Below are 21185 nucleotides of genomic sequence, written 5' to 3'. Positions count from 1 at the left end.
GGTTACCCGCGCTCAAGGAAGGCCTCGCGTTCGGGGTTCAGGTACAGCTCGATGGCCTCTGCCAGCTCCGGATAGTGGGACAGCGTGGAGTCGTGCTGCAGGATGGCGGTGGCGTCTTCACGGGCGCGGGCGATGACCGCCTCGTCCTTGATCACGCGCAGCAGCTTCAGCGTCGATTTGCCTCCCGATTGCGAGGCACCGAGGATGTCCCCCTCACGGCGCAGCTGCAGGTCGGCCTGGGATAGTTCGAACCCGTCGGTGGTGGCGGCGACGGCCTGCAGCCGCTCCCGGCTGGGGTGGCCCGGTTCCAGCTGCGTCACCAATAGACAGGTACCGGGGAGACCGCCGCGGCCCACCCGGCCCCGAAGCTGGTGGAGTTGCGAAATCCCGAATCGGTCAGCGTCCAGGATCACCATCATGGTGGCATTGTGCACGTCGACGCCGACTTCGATCACCGTGGTCGATACCAGGATGTCCAGCGTGCCGTCATTGAACTCCGCCATCGCGGCGGCCTTCTGCTCGGACTCCATCCGCCCGTGCAGCATGCCGATCCGCACGCCCGACAGGACCGGCAGGCTGCTGATGTGCTCGATGATGCCGGCCACCGAAGCCATCGGCCGTTGTTGCTCCTGCTCCAGTTCGTCCGGCGGATCGGCTTCCTCGAGTTCGTCGTCGCCGATCTTGGGGCAGACGACGTAAACCTGCCGGCCGGCGTCGACCTCTTCGCGGGCGCGCTGCCAGATCCGTTCCTCCCAGGCAGGATGCTCCTGCAGCGCCACCATGTGAGTACTGATCGGCGCCCGCCCGGCCGGCAGCTCGGTCAACACCGATGTCTCCAGGTCCCCGAAAACGGTCATCGCCACGGTCCGCGGAATGGGCGTAGCAGTCATGACCAGCAGGTGCGGCGGCGTGTCGGCCCGGCTGCGCAGTTTGTCGCGCTGCTCCACACCAAACCGGTGCTGCTCGTCCACCACCACCAGTCCCAAATCCAGGAACTGCACGGTGTCGGACAGCAGCGCATGGGTGCCGACGACGATTCCCGCTTCTCCGGTCGCTACGTCCAGCAGCGCCCTGCGCTTGGCGGTACCGGTCATCGATCCGGTCAGCAGCACCACCTTGGTGCCGTCGGCGTCGCCGCCGAGCATGCCGCCCCGTGCCAGCGGACCGAGCGTCCGGCTGATCGACTCGTAGTGCTGGCTGGCCAGCACTTCGGTCGGCGCGAGCAGCGCCGCCTGGCCGCCGGAATCGACCACCTGCAGCATCGCCCGGAGGGCGACCAGGGTCTTTCCGGAACCGACCTCACCCTGCAGCAATCGGTTCATCGGTGCATGGCCTGCCAACTCGGCGGCGATGGTCTGACCGATGTCGCGCTGGCCCTTGGTCAGTTCGAAGGGCAACCGGGCGTCGAACTTGTCCGCAATTCCGCCGGCCCGTCCCGGGCGCGCGGTGGCCTGTTCTGCCGCCGCGATGGCCCGCTTCCGCCCCAGCGCCGCCTGCAGGACCAGCGCTTCCTGGTACCGGAAGCGGTCCCGGGCAGCGCTGGCGGCCTCCATCGTCGTGGGCCGGTGGATCTGCTCATAGGCCTCAGCCAGGGAGAGCAGACGATCACGGATCGCGATGTCAGCCGGGATGGGGTCTCCGACGCGGCTGAAGTCCACGATGTCCAACAGCGCATCCACTGCGGCCTTGATCCGCCAGCTGCCGAGTTTTGCCGTGGCCGGGTACATCGGTACCGGACGCAGGGCTTCCTCCGCGTCAAAGTCGAAAGCGTCCTCAAGCAGTTGATAGTCCGGGTTGGTCAGCGTGAGGCTGCCCCGGTAGGAGGTCACCTTGCCGGAGAACATGGCAAGGGTCCCGGGCTTCAGCTCGCGTTCGGCCTGGTAGCCGTTGAAGAAGGTGAGGCTGATGTCCGAGGAATTGTCGGTCACAACGACTTCGGTCAGCGAACCGCGGCGGGCACGCATCCGGCGCGACGTGCACTTCAGGACCCGGGCCACCAGACTGGCGTCCTCGTCAAACGGCAGCTCGGCGATCATGGTCAGTTCGCCGCGCTTCAGGTACCGGCGTGGAAAGTAATTGAGCAGTTCCCCGGTCACTGTGAGGCCCAGGTGCTTCTCGAGCGCGGTCGCCGAACGCTTGCCCAGCCGCCGCTCCAGCGGGACACTCAGCTCATCGGGCAGTTCAACCGCCATGGCTGTGCTCCGGCGGGCCGGCCAGCTCCGTCATGGTGACATTCATCGGCTCGCCCAATTCGCGGATGAGTTCCAGGGCTGCGTCGCCGTCCGGCACGTGCGCGTGGACGCGCCAGCGGTAGCCGCCTTCGACTTCGGTCACCGCACTCATGATGACCGAATCGCCCAACTCGTCGAGCTTCAAGCGCAGCGTTGCGGCGTCCAAGGGACTGAGGTTGATGGTGCACATCACCTCGACGCCTTCATTAATGTGGTCCAGATGCAGATGCGGATCCTGCACGTTGAATCCGTGCAGGCCGTCCAGCAGTTCAGGCTGCAGTTCCTCGCCCAGGGCGCTGGCACGCAAGGTGTCCATGATGAGCAGGAAGCCCACCGCCCCGGCGTCGACAATGTGGGCCGATTCGAGGGCACCGAGCTGGGCTTCGGTCCTGACAACTGCCGCCAGAGCCTCCTCCACGACGGCTTCCAGCGTCGCCGCCAGACCCTGGTTGCTGTCATCGCCATGCTGGGCGCCGTGCGCGGCCGAAGCAGCCCGGGAAACCGCAGCGATGACGGAGAGCATCGTTCCCTCGACCGGCTCGCTCAGCGCAGACCAGCAGCGGATCTCGGCACGCTGCAGGGCCGCGGCCAGCAGCGGACCGGTCAACCGTGTGGTCCCACGCAACGGTTCCGCCATCGCGGCCAGGAAAACGGACAGCAAGGTGCCCGAGTTTCCGCGCGCTTCCTCCATGGCGGCTTGGCCGGCACCGGCCAGGAGTTCACCGACGTCGGTCGTGGGGTTCGCCGAGGCGGACTGAGCCGCCGCCCGGATGGTCAGGTAGAGGTTGGTCCCGGTGTCCCCGTCGGCCACCGGGAAGATGTTGATGGCATTGAGGCGGTCGCTGTGGTTCCCGAGGACCACTTCGGCTTTGGACAGCCAGCGGCGCAGCGCTTCGGCATTGGCAGCAATCTTCGTCTGCAACATGATCCCATCTGCATGCGCCGGCGATGCCCGCCAACGATCGTCCTCAGTTCTCCGGCGTTAACTGAGCCTACCGCAGCCTGCCCAGCTCATCGGAAAGCCGCGGCGGCGTTGTGGACCTACTTAAGATCGGCTGTGCTGAGGTATTCGCCGAGGCCGTCGTTCTGCAGAGCGTCTGCGATCTCGGCGATGGCCGCCTCATCCGGTACCACGATCGACTGGCCGTCCGCGGACGTGCCGGTGCCGAGCGTCGGAAGGGTGAACATCTGAATGTTTTTTGAACGCACGTTTCGAAGCGACACGCCCAGGGAGCCGGCCTTCATCGCATCAAGTTCATTGTCCACACTGATGAACGGCGAGAATCCCGAGACGACCTCGTTAATGCGCACCGGGTTGGTCAGCGTTTCTGCCGTCAAGAACTTGGACATCAGAGCCTTTACGAACAGCTGCTGGTTGCGAACCCTCGAATAGTCGCCGTCGCTGAAGGCCTTGCGCTCCCGCACGAAGGACAGGGCCGATTCCCCGTCCAGCGTCTGGGTTCCGGCCGGGAAGAACTCGCCGGTCGAACCGATCGCCGAGAAGGTCTCAGGGTTAGTGATCTGTACGCCGCCCAGGGCATCCGTGAGTTCCTTGAACCCTGCGAAGTCGATGATCGCCACGTGATCGACGCGGGTCTCGAACAGGCCCTCAATGGTTTCCACCACCAGCGGAACACCTCCGAACGCCATGGCTGCATTGATCTTGTGCTCGCCCTGACCCGGAATCTCCACCCAGGCATCACGCATGATCGACATGACATAGACGTTGTCCCGGTTTTCGGGGATGTGCATCAGCATCATGGTGTCCGACCGGCTGCCATCCGAGGCCTCGGTGAAGTCCTTGTCCGAACCCAGGAGCAAAATGTTGACCGATTTATCGTTGGGGTCCTTCGCCGCCCGGTTGCTCGGAAAGGCCGACTCAATCGTCTGCGATTTGCTGTTGAAAGAGTTGGCAAGGTTGAAAATGTAGCCACCTCCCACAATCGCGGCCACAACAACAATGCCCAGCAGCGTGAAGAAGACCGTTCGAATGGGGTCTTTTTTGCGCTGGCGGCGCTGCCGCCGTGGGCGGTACTTGTTGTCATGTTCAACAGTCAATGAGGTCTCTTCCTAGGGAGGGGCTAAGTAAAAGGATAAAGCCCGCGGCACGCTTGCCCTTGCAGGATCCCCTCTGGGCGTGGCCGGGGTCACGGCCGCTCAGGGGGTCTGCAAGGACCGGGATACGCTAGCAGTATGACCCGCGTTTTCCCCAATCGCCGCCGTGCCGTCCTGTTGTCGCTCGGATTGTTGGGAAGCCTCACGGCGTGCTCGCCGGTGGTCACTGTGGACGCTGCACCGGATGCTGCCAATCCCGGCTGTGCTCCGATGATGGTGATCCTGCCCCAGTACGTGGCCGATTTCCCGCGCCGCGAGACGAGCAGCCAGGCCACGGCCGCCTGGGGGGACCCCTCCCAGGTGATCCTGCGCTGCGGAGTGCAGGTGCCGGGTCCGACGACGGATCAGTGTGTGTCCGTCAATGACGTGGATTGGGTGCTGCGCGAGGGCGAGAACGGCTACTGGACGGCGACGACCTACGGGCGCACGCCGGCCACGGAACTGATTTTCAAGCCCGACGACGTGGCGGAGAGTTCCGTACTGATGGATCTGTCCGCGGCAGCCTCCGAGATTCCGCAGGAACGCAAGTGCCTGAGCATCTCGGACGTGTTGTAGGGGTCCAAGGGACTCCACGGGTCTCCACGCAGGCGCGAGCGCCGTTGGTCGACCACCGAGGCGCTGTCGGTGGTCGATGGAGGCGCGCCAGCGCCGAGTAGAGACCGGCCGACCACCGGTGGCTAGCGCAGGCCTGTCTTGCGGTTGAGTGCCAGGTAGAGCAGTTCGTCGATCAGTTCGGTGTAGGGCAGTCCGGACTTGGCCCACATCTGCGGGTACATGCTGATGGGCGTGAAGCCGGGCATGGTGTTGATTTCGTTGATGATCAGTTCACCATCGGGCGTGTAGAAGAAGTCCACGCGCGAGAGGCCCTCTCCCCCGAGAGCGTCAAAAGCCAGGGCTGCAAGCTCCCGAACCTTCTCGGTGGCTTCCGCTGGCAGATCTGCCGGACAGCTCAGTGCGGCAGCCGCACCATCGATGTACTTTGCTTCAAAGTCGTAGAACTGGTGCTCCCCGGGCTGCACCGCGATCTCGCCGGGCAGGCTGGCGCGGGTCGGTTCGGTGCCGCGGCCCTGAAGCACAGCGACTTCGATTTCCCGGCCGCTGATGCCGGCCTCCACCACCACCTTGGGGTCGTGTTCGCGGGCCGCTTCGATAGCGGACCGCAGCCCCGATGGTTCGGTCACGCGGGTAATTCCCATCGAGGACCCGGCGCGGGCGGGCTTCACGAAGACAGGGAACTGAAGCGAGGCCGCCCGCTGGAGCGCAGCCTCGGCGTCCTGCTGCCACTGGCGGTCGGTGATGACCACGTAGGGGCCCACAGTAAGGCCCGCCGACTCGAAGACCACCTTCATGAAGTGTTTGTCCATGCCTACCGCCGAGGCCAGCACGCCGGCGCCGACATAGCGCACGTCAGCCATCTCCAGCAGACCCTGCAGAGTGCCGTCTTCTCCGAACGGTCCGTGCAGCAGCGGCAGCACCACGTCCACGTTGCCCAGGCTTTGCGGAACCTGCGCAGCCGGAGCCACCACCAGCTCCGGAGCGGTGTCGCGGCTGGCCAACATGACCGGTTCTGCAGTCGCGGTGATCTCCGGCATGGCACCCGCCGCCAGCGACCATTGGGCCGGATCCTCGGCGACCTGCACCCACTGGCCGTTGCGCGCGATCCCGATGGGAACGACGTCGTACTTGTCCTTGTCGATGGCGCCCAGGACACCGGCAGCGGTGACGCAGCTGACCGAATGCTCGCTGGAGCGTCCGCCGAACAGCACCGCGACGCGGGGCTTGCGGCCGGCTGATGGCACCGGCGCGGCCGGGGTGGATTCGTCGTTCACTGCAGCTCACCTTCGGACTTGAGTTCACGGGTCAAGAGACGTGGGGCCAGTTCCTCAACGGCAATCTGTCCCTCGAGGACGGCCACGACGGCCTCGGTAATCGGCATGTCGACACCGAGCTTAGTGGCCAAATCCAACACCGCGCGGCCGGACTTGATGCCTTCGGCGGTTTGGGTCATCTGTTCGGACACTTCATCGAGTGTCAGCCCCTCGCCCAACAAGCGGCCGGCAGTATGGTTCCGGGACAGCGGCGACGAGCAGGTGGCGACGAGGTCGCCCAGCCCGGCCAGCCCGGCCATGGTCTGCACGTCTCCGCCCAACGCCAGGGTGAGCCGGGTGGTCTCCGCCAGTCCGCGCGTAATGACCGTGGCTTTGGTGTTGTCACCCATGCCTTTGCCGTCGCATATCCCCACGCACAAGGCAATGACGTTTTTGACGATTCCGCCGATCTCAACGCCGATGACATCGGGATTGGTATACGGGCGAAAATAGCCCGCGGTGCAGAGCCTGGCGATCCACTGCGCCACCTCTTCATCTGTGCAGGCCACCACAGAAGCGGTTGGTTCCTTGCGCGCGATCTCCATGGCCAGGTTGGGACCGGAGATGACCGCCACCCGGTCGTCGGACAGCCCCAGCTCTTCCTTGATCACTTCGCTCATGCGTGCATCGCTGCCACGCTCCAACCCCTTCATGAGCGAAACAACTACCGCCTCCGGATCCAGCAATGGTTTCCATGCAGCCAACTGCGGCCGAAGGGTCTGCGCCGGCACGGCCAGCACCACCAGCGGTGCATCGACAAGGACGTCGGCCACCTCCGCGGAAGCAACGACGTTGTCGGGCAGGGCGATGTCCTTCAGGTACTTTGCATTCCGGTGTTGGGTGTTAATCTCCTCCGCTACCTCGGGACGCCGCGCCCACAGCCGAACCTGGACCTCGGGGTGGGCGTCAGCAACTACCTTGGCGAAGGTAGTGCCCCAGCTTCCTGCTCCGAGAACCGCGATGGTCGCGGGCAGATCGGGGCGTCCGGTCACAACTTCTCCTCTGGCGGTAATTCTTCCGTGTGCACCGCTGGTCCGACGCCGAAGTCCCGGCCGGTCGTTTTCTGCCCGTGAGCAGAAGGATCCCAGCGGACGGCAGGGGGTTCTTCGCCGCGCATCTCGGCCAGCAGCGCAGTGATGCTGTCCATAATCCTATTCGTTGCGGCGTCGAGCACCGTCTTGGTGATCGGCATCCCGGCGAACTCCGACAGGTCGACCGGTGCACCGGCTACAACATGAGCCGTTTTGCGTGGGAAAAGACTCGGTTTCTTGGCATAACGGGGCAGCAAGTCATTGGCTCCCCAGTGTGCCACCGGAATCACAGGGGCTCCGGTCTGGAGCGCGAGCCGGGCGGCTCCCGTGTGCCCGCGCATCGGCCACAACTTCGGATCACGCGTCAGCGTGCCTTCCGGATAGATGATGACGGCGCCGCCTTCATCCAGCACGTCGCGGGAGACTTCCAAGGAGCGGTTGGCCCCGGAGCTGCTGCGTTCGACAGGAATCTGGCGGGCCGCGGACAACAGTTGCCCCACCACCGGGATCTTGAACAGCGAGGCCTTGGCCAGAAAATGCGGGAGAAGGCCCTGATTGTAGACATAGTGGCCGACAACCAGCGGATCAATCTCCGTGTTGTGGTTCGGACAGACAATGACGCCCTGGTCTTTGGGGAAATTCTCGGTGCCTGCCCAGTTGCGCCGCAAGACCAGATTCAGGACCGGCCGGACTGCGTTGGCCAGGATACCGATGACCACGCGCTCTTTGGAATCTGCTGCCATGGCTGCCTAGTCGACGTCGAAGTCCGCGCCGAGGCCTTCCAGTTTTGACTGGAAGTGCTCGTAGCCGCGATTGATGAGTTCGATGCCGGTGACCCGGGAAGTTCCAGCCGCAGCCAGTGCGGCAATCAAGTGGCTGAACCCGCCGCGCAGGTCGGGAATATCGATCTCCGCTCCGGAGAGCTGCGTGGGCCCCGAGATCACGGCAGAATGCAGGAAGTTCCGTTGCCCGAAACGGCACGGAATGCTGCCGAGGCATTCGCGGTGCACCTGGATGTTGGCCCCCATCCGGATTAAGGCTTCGGTAAAGCCAAACCGGTTCTCGTACACCGTCTCGTGCACAATCGAGACGCCGTCTGCCTGGGTCAAAGCCACCACCAGCGGCTGCTGCCAGTCCGTCATGAAGCCGGGGTGCACATCGGTCTCGAGTACCAGCGGCGACAGGCTCCCACCCGGGTGGTAGAACCGGATGCCGTCGTCGTCGATATCAAAGGCCCCACCGATCTTGCGGTAGGTGTTCAGGAACGCAGTGAGATCGCCTTGGTTGGCACCTTCGACGTAGATGTCGCCTTGGGTGACCAGCGCCGCCGACGCCCAGGAAGCCGCCTCGTTGCGGTCGGGCAAAGCACGGTGGTTGAAACCAATCAGTTCCGGCACGCCCTCGATGCGGATGACGCGGTCCGTCTGAACGGAGATGATGGCGCCCATCTTCTGCAGCACAGCGATCAGGTCCATGATCTCCGGCTCGATAGCGGCCCCGCTCAGCTCCGTGATGCCCTCGGCCCGGGTTGCGGTCAAGAGCACCTGTTCGGTGGCCCCAACGCTGGGATAGGGCAGCGTCAGCTTCGCGCCCGTCAATCCCCGGGGTGCAGAGATGGAAATGCCACCGGGCCGCTTGTCCACGATGGCACCGAACTGACGCAGCACGTCGAGGTGGTAGTCGATGGGACGGTCGCCGATGCGGCAGCCGCCCAGATCGGGAATAAAAGCTTCGCCGATGGCGTGGATCAGGGGGCCGCAGAACAAGATCGGAATGCGGGAATCACCGGCGTGTGCGTCGATGTCCTTCATCTGGGCGGTCTTGACGTTCGTGGGATCTAGCGTCAGGTCACCGGTCACGGGGTCTTTGGTGACCTCGACGCCGTGCAGGCGCAGCAGGCTGGTGACAATCTCCACATCCCTGATCTCGGGCACATTCCGGAGGACCGAGGCATCGTTGCCGAGCAGGGACGCGACCATCGCTTTGGGAACCAGGTTCTTGGCACCACGGACGGGCACCTTTCCCGTCAGGGGTACGCCACCACGAATGGTCAAAACACTTGCCATGAATACCTGTTTCCTCAAGCTAGTTTAACGCCGAACTGGGCCTAGGGCTCAGCTAAGCATATTGGCAATCCGTGACCATTCCGAAATAAACAGAGCGCGCGTCCTGTGTCTTTCGACGCGTTGGCCGTTGACTTGCATAATGCGGACCATACACGCAAATCGGCGCCTTCGAGGGAGCTGTAACAGGTCCCTTAAAGGCGCCGATCCGGTGCAGGAATGCCTGCGGTCAGACCTTGGCGGGAAGCGTTGTCGGCTTCCACGATGGTCGGGTGGCTTCGTAGGAGGTGATTTCTGCCTCATGGTGAAGCGTCAGGCCGATATCGTCCAGACCTTCGAGCAACCGCCAGCGGGTGTAGTCGTCAATCTCGAACGGAGCGGTGATGGTTCCACAGATGACCGTCTTGGCTTCCAGGTCAACCGTGATTTCGGTGCCCGGATGGTTCTCGAGTTCCTTCCAAATCAGCTCGATGTCGTCCTGGGCCACTTCGGCGGCCAGCAGGCCCTGCTTGCCGGAGTTCCCACGGAAGATATCGGCGAATCGGGACGAGAGCACTACGCGGAACCCGTAGTCCTTCAGAGCCCAGACAGCGTGTTCGCGCGAGGAACCTGTGCCGAAGTCAGGGCCGGCAACCAGGACGGATCCGCGGTTGAACGGCTCCTGGTTCAGGATGAAATCCTCATGCTTGCGCCAACCGGCGAACAGGGCATCTTCAAAGCCGGTCCGGGTGATGCGCTTGAGGTACACCGCCGGGATGATCTGGTCGGTGTCCACGTTGGACTGCCGCAGGGGAACGCCGATGCCGGTATGGGTGGTGAACTTCTCCATTGTGCTTCAGGCTCCTTAGGCAGCAGACCGCGTGGCGGCGTCGTTGTTGACTGGGTCCAGATCCGAGGGCGAGCTCAGGGTGCCTCGCACCGCAGTGGCGGCAGCAACGACCGGCGACACCAGATGAGTCCGGCCGCCCTTGCCCTGCCGCCCTTCAAAGTTACGGTTGGAGGTGGAAGCGCAGCGCTCCCCCGGAGCCAACTGGTCCGGGTTCATGCCCAGGCACATGGAGCAACCGGCGAACCGCCACTCCGCACCGAACTCTTTGAAGATCTGGTCCAGCCCTTCGGCTTCGGCTTCGAGCCGGACGCGCGCCGAGCCGGGAACCACCATCATGCGCACGTTCGGCGCCTTCTGCCGGCCGCGGATGATGTCTGCGGCAATGCGCAGGTCCTCAATCCGGCTGTTGGTGCAGGAGCCCAGGAAGACAGTGTCCACCGGGATGTCCTTCATAGGAGTGCCGGCTTCGAGCCCCATGTAGGCCAGAGCACGTTCCGCCGCAGCCTTGGCGTTCTCGTCGGCAAAGTCGTCCGGCGACGGCACCGCCTCGGACAGGGAAACACCTTGCCCTGGGTTGGTGCCCCAGGTCACGAAAGGCTCAAGGGTGTCGGCGTCCAGGAAGACTTCGGCGTCAAATTCGGCGTCGTCGTCGGTGCGCAGCGTCTGCCATTGGTCGACGGCGGCGTCCCAGTCGGCACCTTCCGGTGCGTGCGGACGGCCCTTGAGGTAATCGAAGGTGGTCTGGTCCGGTGCCACCATGCCGGCCCGGGCGCCCGCTTCGATGGACATGTTGCAGATGGTCATCCGGGCTTCCATGCTCAGCGCGCGGATGGCGGAACCACGGTATTCCAGCACGTAGCCCTGCCCGCCGCCGGTGCCGATCTTGGCGATGACGGCCAGGATGATGTCCTTGGCGGTGACCCCGGGACGCAGCGTGCCCTCGACGTTGACGGCCATCGTCTTGAACGGCTTCAGTGAAAGCGTTTGGGTCGCCATGACGTGCTCGACCTCGGACGTTCCGATGCCGAAGGCCAGCGCGCCGAACGCGCCGTGCGTGGAGGTATGGGAGTCGCCGCATACCACTGTCATGCCCGGCTGGGTGAGTCCAAGCTGGGGACCTACCACGTGCACAATCCCCTGCTCGGCATCCCCGAGTGAGTGCAGGCGGACGCCGAATTCCCGGCAGTTGGCGCGCAGTGTCTCGATCTGAGTCCGGCTGGTCAGGTCGGCAATCGGCTTGTGGATGTCCAGTGTGGGAGTGTTGTGGTCCTCGGTGGCAATGGTCAGATCCGGCCGACGCAGCTTCCGCCCCGCCAACCGCAGCCCCTCGAAGGCCTGCGGGGACGTTACTTCGTGCACCAAGTGAAGGTCGATGAAAAGGAGGTCCGGCTGGCGGGCTGCGCCTTCTCCGTCGCCGCGGCGCACCACGTGCGCCTCCCAGACCTTTTCAGCGAGCGTCATGCCCCCAGTGTTACCGGCCATGGCCAGATCCCTCCATCAATACCAACGCAGGCGTGCATCCCAACGGGAGACCTGCTTCAAGTGTGTGATTCAACTCTTCCAGCACCGGCTCGAATCCCGCCAGCGAATCGACTTGTATCTCAAATAGTGAGATGACAATATCATTCTATGGACAATCCTAGTGGTGTTGGTGTCATCGACAAAGCGGCCATGGTGCTCGATACGCTCGAGGCCGGCCCCACTTCGCTGGCACAGTTAGTGGCCGCAACCGGCTTGGCCCGGCCCACCGCGCATCGGCTTGCCCTGGCCTTGGTGCATCATCGGCTGGTCAGCCGGGATATGCAGGGCCGGTTTGTGTTGGGCAGCCGGCTGGTGGAACTTGCCGCCGCGGCAGGGGAAGACCGCCTGATTGCGGCGGCGGGTCCGGTCCTGATGAACCTTCGCGACGCCACCGGCGAAAGCGCACAGGTCTTCCGCCGACAAGGCGATTCCCGTGTCTGCGTCGCCTCGGCCGAGCGGCCGATTGGTTTGCGGGACACCATTCCGGTGGGCACGCAGCTCTCCATGAAGGCTGGCTCTGCCGCGCAGGTCCTGCTGGCCTGGGAAGACCACGAACGGCTGCTTGAAGGTCTGCATGGCGCCCGATTCACCCCGACGGTCCTCGCCGGGGTGCGCCGCCGCGGTTGGGGCCAAAGCCTTGGCGAACGCGAGCCGGGAGTGGCGTCGGTCTCGGCGCCGGTCCGCGGACCATCGGGACGGGTCATCGCCGCCGTTTCCATTTCAGGCCCGATTGAGCGGCTCACCCGGCAACCCGGCCGGCTGCATGCCGAGGTGGTCTGCAACGCGGCAGCCCAACTCACCGAGGCCCTGCGCAAGACCAACGACTAGCAACTGTTCAGCCACCAAAGTGGTCCCAACCCCTGGCTTGAACGGCCGCACCGTCCAGAGTCGCGGGAGCCGATCCGTTTCCACGAACCGCTCCGACGGCCACGAAGCCTTCCGGTAGGGCAGCTGCTGCCGGGAACGTGCACAGCAGGCCGTGGTCCTCTCCGCCGCCGAGCACCCAGTCCATCGGGTCGGCTCCCAACAGGTCCGCTGCCTCGCGCAGCGGTTCAACAAAGTCCTGCAACTCCGCCGCGAACAGATCCACGGAGGCGGAGCTGGCGCGGGCCAGCCGGGCAGCGTCGCGGAGCAGGCCGTCCGAAACGTCCATCATGGCGGTCGCGCCTGCCTTTGCCGCGGCCGGGCCTGCCTGCAGCGGAGGCTCGGGCCGGGACTGGATGCCGGCCAGTGCCTGCAGCGAAGCCCGGACCTCGCCGGTGAAGTGCGGGCTGTCGAGCAGGCACAATCCGGCCGCCGCCTTCCCCAGCGTCCCGGCCACGGCCACCACGTCGCCGGGGCGCGCACCGTTGCGCAGCACCGGGCGGCGGCCTTCCAGATCGCCGGTGACGGCCGCCGTGACCACCAGCGCGTCACCCCGGCCCAGATCGCCGCCGACGACGTAGCACCGGTCCGCGCCAAGTTTCCGGATCGCCTCGGCCACCCCATCGGCCAGGTCCTCAACCCAAGCCACCGGCGTCGACCCAGGCAGAGTCAGGCTGATGACCAAAGACGTGGGCACGGCCCCCATCGCGTTGATGTCCGAGAGGTTTTGCGCCACGGACTTCCAACCGACGTCGTAGCCGGTGCTCCGGTATCCAGACGGCCACTCGAGCCGGAAGTCCTGATCCTGGACCAGCGTGTCGATCGAAAGCACGGTTCGTGCGTCCGGTGCCTCAATCACGGCAGCATCGTCGCCGGGACCGACCGGGACGTGGGCCGGGCCGAGGCGCGGGAAGATCCTGTCCAGCAGCGATCCCTCATCCAGGTCGTTGATCATCAGTTCATCGGTCAATCTGTGCGTTCTCCCTTGTCATCTCGCGCGCCAGCCGCACTCCTCACGGTCGCGACGGCTTCCCGACGGCGTCATTCTCCGGCGGCCTTGGCAACCGCGCGCCGGAATTCCCGGTACAGGGTAACCGCATTCTCCACCGGCTGGACGATCCGCTCTTCCGCCACCTGCGCCACGGAGGCACGCAGCCGCCGTCGTGCCTTTGCTGCCCTGGATCTGGCGACGAGGCGCGATATCAGGCCCGATGCCAGCGCCAACAGCATCCCGAGGAGGAGCCCGGCGGCCAGCAACAAGGTGGGCACGGGGAAGCCCTCAACCCTGGGTGTTTCCGGCACCGGAAACTGGAAGTATCCCAGCGCCGCGATGCCCAGAAGCCAGAGCGCCCCAGCCAAGGCGGCCGCCAGGGCGCACCATTGAATCACGCCGAAGACGGGCCACCACCAGGACGCCCGGTCAGACCGCAGGTCGGTGCCCGCGAGTGCTTGGTCCAAGTCGTCAGGGAGCGTGTCCTCTGCGGACCGTGCCGCCCGGCGGATGGCCGCGCACCACGGAGCGCTGGCCCCTTCACCGGCATGCTCGGCGAACTGCCGGACCGCCTTGTCGGACTGTGCCTGTTGCGCCGGGCCCGGCGCCGGCATCGACGAGCGATTAAGCATCGGGCTGACGTCTTTGCGGTCAAGATTAAGCCGTTTGAGCGGGTCCCGGCGCAGCTTCCCCAGCCAGCGGACCAGCGGCCATCCCGTCCGGGCATGTGACTGGCGGCGGTAGGACGTTGCGACGGCGTCGCAAATCGCATCCACGCCCGCGGCCTGCGCGAGCTGTTCGGCCAGTTGCGTGCGGGCCGGCTTGCTGACGCCTGCCGGTTCCGCGCCAAGGTCCTGGTTCAGTGCGTTGGCCGCGTTGCGGACATCGGCGATGAGCCGGTTTGTTGCGGCCTGCCGCTGGTCGGCGAACGCGGTAATAGCCGCCTTGAGCTCGTCGACGCCGGCGCCCGTCCGGGCGGAGACAGGATAGACGTCTGTCCGGCCCAGCCCGTCCTGGACCAGGATGTCCCTGAGCGACGCCAGGACCGGTTGCAGTTGGTTCTCCGCCAACCGGTCCACTTGGTTCAGCACGACCAGAGTCACCGCCCCATGGGATGCCAGCGGCCGCAGGAATCCGTAGTGCACTGCCGCATCGGCGTACTTCTGCGGATCCAGGACCCAGACCAAGACGTCCACTTGCCCTGCGAGCCGTTGCACAATGTCGCGGTGCTCGACGGCGGTGGAATCGAAGTCGGGCAGGTCCAGCAGGATCAGGCCGCCGTGTCCGGCCAGCGACTCATCAGCGACGAAGTGCCGGTGGGCGACCTGCAGCCAATCCAGAAGCGGTTCGCTGCCGGCTGTTCCCCAGATGCCGGCCAGAGTTTCGGAGGTGGTCGGCCGACGTGCAGCCACAGTGGCGTGATCGGTGCCGGACACGGCATTGAACAGAGAGGACTTCCCGCTGCCCGTGGCTCCGAAGAACCCGACCACGGTATGTTCAGCAGACAAGGAGCGACGCGCGCTTGCACGTTCCAACACGTCGTTGATGGACGCAAAGTCCGCCTTGGGCAGTACGCCATCGGCCAGTTCAGCAGCTGCATTCAGGGCCTCCAGCCGCCCCTCCAACACGGACGCCTCGGGCTTTCCCCGGTGCCGGCTCATTCCGGTGCCTCCGAGTCCGTTTTTGTCCCCACCGCCTGAAGACGTTCTGCCAGTGAGCGCAGGGACTCAGAGTGCTGCCTCTGTTGCGGGACCCTGGACAGAAAGCGCTCCGCTTCGGCCTGCATCATCCGGCGTGTGCGCTCCTCCAGTTGGGAACGGGCCTTGCGTGCCAGCCGGCGCACGGCGTCCTCGCCGAAGACCGCTTCGAGCAGCTTCTGGCCAACCACGGCCGTTCCGCCTGCAACGCCGATCTCTAAACCTGTCAGGCCGCCGGTGGCCGCGAAAATCACTACCATCAGGGTCACCCCGAGCCCGTTGACTCCGAAGGAGAGCATGCGGGCAGTGAACCGCTTGTCCTCGCCCTCGCTGCGGATCAGTTCCAGCAGATCCGCCTGCCAGGCCCGGATCTCCCGTGCCACCCCATCCGAGAACCCGGCGCTGGGGGTGGACAGGTCGTCGCTGCCGAGCAATCCCTGCCCTGCCGGATCAACCCGCCATCCTGCCTCGGTTTGCTCTGCCGCTTTGGCCGCCGCCTCCACAATGACGGCCTGCAGCCCGGACTCGATGGCTTCCTCGACCACCACCGAGGGTGCTGGTTTGCCGGAAAAGAACGCACCGATCCGGTCCCGGAGCCGGCCGATGCCGTTCTCGATGCCGCGGAAAAATTCTCCGGTACCGACAAAGTCCTGCCACCGGGCCAAGACCTCGCCGCGCAGAAGCGTTCCGTCCTGCGTCGCCTCGAGAGCTTGAAGGGTGGCTGCTTCATAGGCGCGATCGACGGTTTTGCGCAGTCTCTGGCTGGCGGCTTGCTGATCGTCTGCGGCGACGGCGCCAGCTTGGACCGTGTGGGCCAACGAGCGAACGGCGCCACCCAGCGTGCGGCGGGCAATATCGGCACGGCTGGAACCGTCAGCGGCAAGCTGCTCAAGCCAAGCGCGGATCGGGTCCACGGCACCAACCGGCAGCATGCCTTGTCCATCCAGCGTGGATTCAAGGACGACGAACAGTTTGGCGGCAGCGAGCCCCTGCCGCTGCAGCAGTCCGGCCAAATCGGTGCGAACCTCCGCCTCCACGTCCTCCGGCACCCGGTCCAGGACGACGGCGACTTCAATGTCCCGCTGTGCGGCGTCGAGGAGCAACGCCCACGGCACAGCATCCGCATAGCGGTTGGCCGTGGTGACGAAAACCCACAAGTCGGCCGCCGCCAGCAGTTGTCCGGCCAATCGTCGGTTTTCATCGGAAATCGAATCAATATCCGGCGCGTCGAGCAGGGCAATGCCGGCAGGGATGTTGCGGTCCGCCAACAACACGAGCGAGGTTCCGGCCGGCTCGGCTGCCGGTTCTGCCCCACGCGCGTGGGCCTGGGTTGCGTCGTGTGCCGGTGTTCCGGTGATGCGGCTGAGGCCGGGCAGAATCCGCCGGTCCGTGAACCAGGTTACGTCGCTTGGATGGTGCAGCAGTACGGGCTGGCGCGTCGTCGGCCGAATGGCGCCCGTGCGCGTCGCCGGATACCCGGCCAGCGCGTTCACCAGGGTTGATTTTCCGGCGCCGGTGGAACCTCCCACCACAGCCAGCAGCGGTGCTTCCAAGGTGCGGTAGCGGGGCAGAATATAGTCGTCCAACTGGGCCACCGCGGCGCGGATCGCGCCGCGTGCCTCGACGGCGCCCGGCACGTCCAACGGCAAGTCCACGGCCTCAAGCGTGCTGCGGCTTTCTTCCAGGAGCGCGACGGCGTCTGCCGCTCCCCCGTCTTGGCCCTCGGGCAACATGCTGGTCACGTTCCCCATCATGCCAGCAGGAGCCGTCAACTAGGCGAACCGCGGCCGCAGCGAGATGCACGTCACCTGGCAGACAAAAACCGGCCCCGGACGTGATGTCCGGGACCGGTTGTTGGTGACCCCAGCGGGATTCGAACCCGCGTTACCGCCGTGAGAGGGCGGCGTACTAGGCCGCTATACGATGGGGCCGCATAGCTTGCACTGTTGAAGGCCGGTGCTGCCTTGTCCTGTACGGACAGTGACCCCAGCGGGATTCGAACCCGCGTTACCGCCGTGAGAGGGCGGCGTACTAGGCCGCTATACGATGGGGCCGTAGGTTTGTTTGGAGTTTGCCTCCGCACAATCCAGCCCCCGCGAAAGCGGAGGCTGTAGCGCTGGGATACCAGGACTCGAACCTAGAATGACGGTACCAGAAACCGTTGTGTTGCCAATTACACCATATCCCAATGGCACTTTCGGAGCCGGTGGAGACGGGCTCTTGCCCATTCCCTAGCGCCTCAGCACGAGTAATTACTTTACCGGATGCCTGCGCGAAAGTGCAAAACGAGCAGCAAACGGCCGGCTGGGCCGCCCGCTGCTCGGCTTCAGGCTCAGCCGCGGAAGGACTTCAACCGTGCCAGCGAGGATTCCTTGCCGAGGATCACCATGGACTCGAACAACGGCGGAGAGATGCGGCGCCCCGACACAGCGGTCCGGACCGGCCCGAAGGCCAGTCTGGGCTTAAGTCCCAGACCATCGACCAAGGCCGAACGCAGCGCCGCTTGGATATTCTCCGCGGTCCACTCCTCCACCGGCTCAAGCGCCGCCAACGCGGCATCCAGCGCCTCGGTGAGATTCTCCGGCAGCCCCTTGCGGGCGTCTTGTGCGACGTCGATCTCGTCGTCGTTCTTGAACAGGAAAGCGAGCATCTCCGGCGCTTCGCCCAGCAGCGTGATGCGCTCCTGGACCAGCGGGGCCGCATCGGCCAGAATCATCTGCTCGCGTTCGGTCAGCCTCTCGCCGACCAGGCCGGCGTGCTGCAGGTAGGGAACCAGCCGGAGCTTGAAGTCACCCGGTTCCAGTAGCCGGACGTGCGTTCCGTTGATGGCTTCGGCCTTCTTCAGGTCGAACCGGGCGGGATTGGCCAACACGTCGTGGATATCGAAGTTCGCCACCAACTGGTCAACGGTGAAGATGTCCTCGTCAGCGGACAGCGACCAGCCCAACAGCGACAGGTAGTTCAGCAGCCCTTCGCGGATGAAGCCGCGTTCGCGGTGCAGGAAGAGGTTGGACTGTGGATCACGCTTGGAAAGCTTCTTGTTGCCTTCACCCATCACGTACGGCAAGTGGCCGAACAGCGGCATGTAGCGGGCGACCCCGATCTCGGCCAGCGCCCGGTAGAGCGCGATCTGGCGCGGTGTGGAAGACAGCAGGTCTTCGCCGCGGAGGACGTGGGTGATGCCCATCAGCGCGTCATCCACCGGGTTGACCAGGGTATAGAGGGGCTTGCCGTTGGCCCGTACCACCACGAAGTCCGGCACGCTGCCGGCCTTGAAGGTGATGTCGCCGCGGACCAGGTCGGTGAAGGTGATGTCTTCGTCCGGCATCCGCACACGCAGCACCGGCTCGCGGCCTTCTGCCTTGAAGGCGGCGACCTGCTCCGGTGTCAGGTGCCGGTCGAAGTTGTCGTAGCCGAGCTTGATGTCGCGGCCTGCGGCACGGTGCCGTTCCTCGACCTCCTCCGGGGTGGAGTAGGACTCGTAGACGTGCCCGCCCTCTTTGAGCTTGGCGATCACGTCTTGGTAGATGTCGCCGCGCTGGGACTGCCGGTAGGGCTGGTGCGGGCCTCCAACTTCAACACCCTCATCCCAGTCGATGCCCAGCCACTTCATGGCGTCGAGCAACTGCTGGTAGCTTTCCTCACTGTCGCGGGCAGCGTCAGTGTCCTCGATCCGGAACACCATGGTGCCACCGGTGTGCCGGGCATAGGCCCAGTTGAACAGCGCGGTACGGATCAGGCCCACATGCGGGGTGCCCGTGGGAGACGGGCAGAAGCGCACGCGGACAGGAGTTTCGTCGTCGACAGTGGGAATGGCAGCAGCATTAGTCATGATGGCTCCCAGTTTAGTCTGCTGGACCAGTCCCCCGTTCCGGTCGAGGGCCTGCTACTTCGGGTCCCTGCTGCGACCCAGCCACGACCTGAGATACCGGTACAGGTAAAACAGCGCCAACAGGATGCCGACGGCGAGGAAGGTTGCCGTGAGCCAGGCGGGGCCGCCCAGGTAGTGCGTGGCCCGGGCCGCCACAGAAAAAGTGGCGATAGACCCGAGCGCAAAGACTGCGAACGATCGACGGCCGGAACGCACGAGGATCAGCGGCGCGCCGTGTTCGAGAGCGTGCCGATGCCTTCGATCTCCACCTCGTAGCGCTGGCCGGCTTCGATGGTGCCGACGCCGGATGGGGTGCCGGTCATGATCACGTCGCCGGGCAGCAGGGTGAAGGCCTGGGAGGCGTAGGAGACCAACTCCTTGACGCCCCAGATCATCTGCGCAGTATTGCCGTCCTGCTTCAGTTCGCCGTCCAGCCGGCCGCGGATGGCCAGGTCCTCGGTGTCCAGTTCGGTCTCGATCCACGGCCCGAGCGGCGCCGAGCCGTCGAAGCCCTTGGCGCGGGCCCACTGGTTGTCGGTGCGCTGCGCGTCGCGGGCGGTGAGGTCGTTGCCGCAGGTGTAGCCGAAGATAACATCGTCCACCCGCTCCACCGGGACGTCCTTGCAGATCCGCCCGATGATGACGCAGAGTTCGGCCTCGTAGGAGACTTCGTCGGAGAACTCCGGCAGTACCAAGGGCTCGTTCGGGCCGATCACCGAGGTGTTGGGCTTGAGGAACATCAGCGGGGCGGCCGGGGTCTCGTTGCCCATTTCCTTGATGTGTTCGGCGTAGTTGCGGCCGATGCCGATCACCTTGCTGCGCGGGATGATTGGGGCGAGCAAGCGGACGTCCTCCAGCTTGTGCCGGGCTCCGGTGGGCTGAATGCCGTTGAAGAACGGGTCGCCGGCGATGACGGTGACTTGCTCGCTGCCCTCCTCGCCTTCGACGATGCCGTACTGGGGGTCGGAATCAAGGACAAAACGGGCTATACGCATGGGGTTTAGCCTACCTTCTGTCACATTCGGTGCGGTGGCATGCGTGGCATACGATCTCGTTTGGATGCATAAGAATGCGTCATCTTGATCACTTAGCTGGGGGCTTTACTTGACTCTTCGTACATGGCATGCCAAAGGGACTGCCCTCATATCGACATTGGCTGTCTTACTGGCCGGCGGGGTTGCTCCCGCGGCTGCAGCGACGTCCACGTCGCGCTTCCAGATCGACACAAGTGCGCCGACGCTGCACTCTTACCAGATTACTTCGGGCAACATCGACGCGTCCAAGGGCGGGACTGTTACTGCCCGACTGCACATTACGGATGCTACCTGTTTGGACGGTATCCCGACGGTAACCCTCGACAATGCCATCGGCAACTCGTACGGATCATGGATGTCCGTCCGCCGCGTGTCCGGCGACTGCAAGGACGGCGTGTACGAAGCCTCGGCTCACGTGTCCGCGGGTGACCTCGGGTTCCAGCCGTTTGGCGAGTGGAGCACGATCCTCTTCCCGCTGAGGGATACCCTCGGCAACAGTGCCGGCCTATACAGCAATAGCTTCTTCGAGCGCCGATACTTCACATATGGATTGGCTCCGGAAGCACCAGCAAGCATCAGTATCAGGGCCACAAACACCGTCGAGTGGTCCGCAACTTGGTCTGAACCGGAAAGTTACGGTTCTCCGATCGGGAGCTATCGCGTCAGTCTGAAGAACGTCGATGAGGGCATCACCGTCGAGACCTTCACTACGACGACCGCTGGCTGTGCCGGGTGCAACATCGTGTTGGAGCCAAACACCCGGTACCAGCTCTCCGTCATCGCCCTAAACGGCATCGGTGAATCTGAATCCCGAAACAGCTCTGTCTTCTCTACTGCCACGGTCTTTGAACCGCCGGTTGTCAACACGGCGAAACCCTCGATTTCGGGTCAGACCACCCAGGGCCAAACGCTCACGGTTACCCCGGGTACCTGGACCCCAGGTACATCCCTGACGTACCAATGGTTCCGCAACGGGACACCCATCAACGGGGCCAACGAAATCAGCTACACGCTGACCTCCGAAGACCTCGGCAAGCGCATTACCGTCACCGTCACCGGCTCGAAGCCGG

Annotated in this window: 17 protein-coding genes and 3 tRNA genes; 3 read left to right on the top strand and 17 right to left on the bottom strand. The window is 64.7% G+C overall.

Going from position 1 to position 21185, the window contains the following annotated elements; translation table 11 throughout:
- Positions 1 to 2 precede the first annotated feature (2 nt).
- The 3 genes from AC5RW2_RS29160 to AC5RW2_RS29150 form a co-directional block, all read right to left on the bottom strand.
- Entirely contained in the window at positions 3 to 2192 is a 2190-nt protein-coding gene (locus AC5RW2_RS29160; protein WP_494074808.1) for an ATP-dependent DNA helicase RecG, read from the bottom strand.
- Entirely contained in the window at positions 2182 to 3120 is a 939-nt protein-coding gene (locus AC5RW2_RS29155) for a DAK2 domain-containing protein (RefSeq protein ID WP_493964341.1), read from the bottom strand. The genes AC5RW2_RS29160 and AC5RW2_RS29155 overlap by 11 nt, the downstream gene beginning before the upstream one ends.
- Before the next feature lie 152 nt (positions 3121 to 3272).
- Positions 3273 to 4289 (bottom strand): LCP family protein, encoded by a 1017-nt coding sequence (locus AC5RW2_RS29150; RefSeq protein WP_494074807.1) that lies wholly within the window; start codon positions 4287 to 4289, stop codon positions 3273 to 3275.
- Positions 4290 to 4424: 135 nt separating this feature from the next.
- On the opposite strand from AC5RW2_RS29150, the gene AC5RW2_RS29145 reads away from it, so the two are divergent.
- Positions 4425 to 4901 (top strand): DUF3515 domain-containing protein, encoded by a 477-nt coding sequence (locus AC5RW2_RS29145; RefSeq protein ID WP_493964264.1) that lies wholly within the window; start codon positions 4425 to 4427, stop codon positions 4899 to 4901.
- Between the two features lie 122 nt (positions 4902 to 5023).
- On the opposite strand, the gene AC5RW2_RS29140 is transcribed toward AC5RW2_RS29145, so the two are convergent.
- From AC5RW2_RS29140 to leuC, 6 genes are all read right to left on the bottom strand, one after another.
- Positions 5024 to 6175 (bottom strand): D-alanine--D-alanine ligase family protein, encoded by a 1152-nt coding sequence (locus tag AC5RW2_RS29140; protein ID WP_493964265.1) that lies wholly within the window; start codon positions 6173 to 6175, stop codon positions 5024 to 5026.
- Positions 6172 to 7206 carry an NAD(P)H-dependent glycerol-3-phosphate dehydrogenase gene (locus tag AC5RW2_RS29135; protein WP_493964266.1) on the bottom strand — a complete coding sequence of 345 codons (1035 nt, stop codon included), beginning with the start codon at positions 7204 to 7206 and terminating at the stop codon, positions 6172 to 6174. The genes AC5RW2_RS29140 and AC5RW2_RS29135 overlap by 4 nt, the downstream gene beginning before the upstream one ends.
- Entirely contained in the window at positions 7203 to 7988 is a 786-nt protein-coding gene (locus AC5RW2_RS29130) for a lysophospholipid acyltransferase family protein (RefSeq protein WP_493964267.1), read from the bottom strand. Before AC5RW2_RS29130 ends, AC5RW2_RS29135 begins: the two co-directional genes overlap by 4 nt.
- 6 nt (positions 7989 to 7994) lie before the next feature.
- Complete coding sequence (murA, locus tag AC5RW2_RS29125; protein WP_493949988.1) at positions 7995 to 9311, bottom strand: UDP-N-acetylglucosamine 1-carboxyvinyltransferase; 1317 nt, start codon at positions 9309 to 9311, stop codon at positions 7995 to 7997.
- A 226-nt stretch (positions 9312 to 9537) separates the two neighbouring features.
- Positions 9538 to 10137: a 3-isopropylmalate dehydratase small subunit gene (gene leuD, locus AC5RW2_RS29120; RefSeq protein WP_493941597.1), complete on the bottom strand. Its 600-nt coding sequence runs from the start codon at positions 10135 to 10137 to the stop codon at positions 9538 to 9540.
- Between the two features lie 15 nt (positions 10138 to 10152).
- On the bottom strand, positions 10153 to 11598 hold the full coding sequence (gene leuC / locus AC5RW2_RS29115) for a 3-isopropylmalate dehydratase large subunit (protein ID WP_493964268.1): 1446 nt from the start codon (positions 11596 to 11598) through the stop codon (positions 10153 to 10155).
- 168 nt (positions 11599 to 11766) lie between these two features.
- On the opposite strand from leuC, the gene AC5RW2_RS29110 reads away from it, so the two are divergent.
- Complete coding sequence (locus tag AC5RW2_RS29110; protein ID WP_493941599.1) at positions 11767 to 12486, top strand: IclR family transcriptional regulator; 720 nt, start codon at positions 11767 to 11769, stop codon at positions 12484 to 12486.
- Positions 12487 to 12493: 7 nt separating this feature from the next.
- On the opposite strand, the gene AC5RW2_RS29105 is transcribed toward AC5RW2_RS29110, so the two are convergent.
- From AC5RW2_RS29105 to AC5RW2_RS29070, 8 genes are all read right to left on the bottom strand, one after another.
- Entirely contained in the window at positions 12494 to 13492 is a 999-nt protein-coding gene (locus AC5RW2_RS29105; protein ID WP_493964269.1) for a thiamine-phosphate kinase, read from the bottom strand.
- A gap of 71 nt (positions 13493 to 13563) precedes the next feature.
- Positions 13564 to 15174, bottom strand: coding sequence for a GTPase (locus tag AC5RW2_RS29100; protein WP_493964270.1), 1611 nt, complete (start codon positions 15172 to 15174; stop codon positions 13564 to 13566).
- Positions 15171 to 16943 (bottom strand): dynamin family protein, encoded by a 1773-nt coding sequence (locus AC5RW2_RS29095; protein ID WP_493964342.1) that lies wholly within the window; start codon positions 16941 to 16943, stop codon positions 15171 to 15173. The genes AC5RW2_RS29100 and AC5RW2_RS29095 overlap by 4 nt, the downstream gene beginning before the upstream one ends.
- A 122-nt stretch (positions 16944 to 17065) precedes the next feature.
- Positions 17066 to 17141: transfer RNA gene (locus AC5RW2_RS29090), tRNA-Glu, on the bottom strand.
- A gap of 50 nt (positions 17142 to 17191) precedes the next feature.
- A tRNA-Glu gene (locus AC5RW2_RS29085) sits at positions 17192 to 17264 on the bottom strand.
- A gap of 62 nt (positions 17265 to 17326) precedes the next feature.
- Positions 17327 to 17398: transfer RNA gene (locus AC5RW2_RS29080), tRNA-Gln, on the bottom strand.
- 144 nt (positions 17399 to 17542) lie between these two features.
- Positions 17543 to 19042 carry a glutamate--tRNA ligase gene (gene gltX / locus AC5RW2_RS29075; RefSeq protein WP_493964271.1) on the bottom strand — a complete coding sequence of 500 codons (1500 nt, stop codon included), beginning with the start codon at positions 19040 to 19042 and terminating at the stop codon, positions 17543 to 17545.
- 260 nt (positions 19043 to 19302) lie between these two features.
- A complete protein-coding gene (locus AC5RW2_RS29070) occupies positions 19303 to 20076 on the bottom strand; it encodes a fumarylacetoacetate hydrolase family protein (RefSeq protein ID WP_493943379.1) in 774 nt (257 codons plus the stop codon).
- A 109-nt stretch (positions 20077 to 20185) separates the two neighbouring features.
- Between AC5RW2_RS29070 and AC5RW2_RS29065 the strand changes: the two genes are divergently transcribed.
- Positions 20186 to 21185: fibronectin type III domain-containing protein (locus AC5RW2_RS29065; protein WP_494074806.1), on the top strand; the 1000-nt coding region annotated here is incomplete at its 3' end.

The organism is Arthrobacter sp. B0316-1-20, assembly GCF_059091865.1.
The sequence above is the reverse complement of the archived record's forward strand: the minus strand, read 5'-3'. Positions and strand labels throughout refer to the sequence as shown.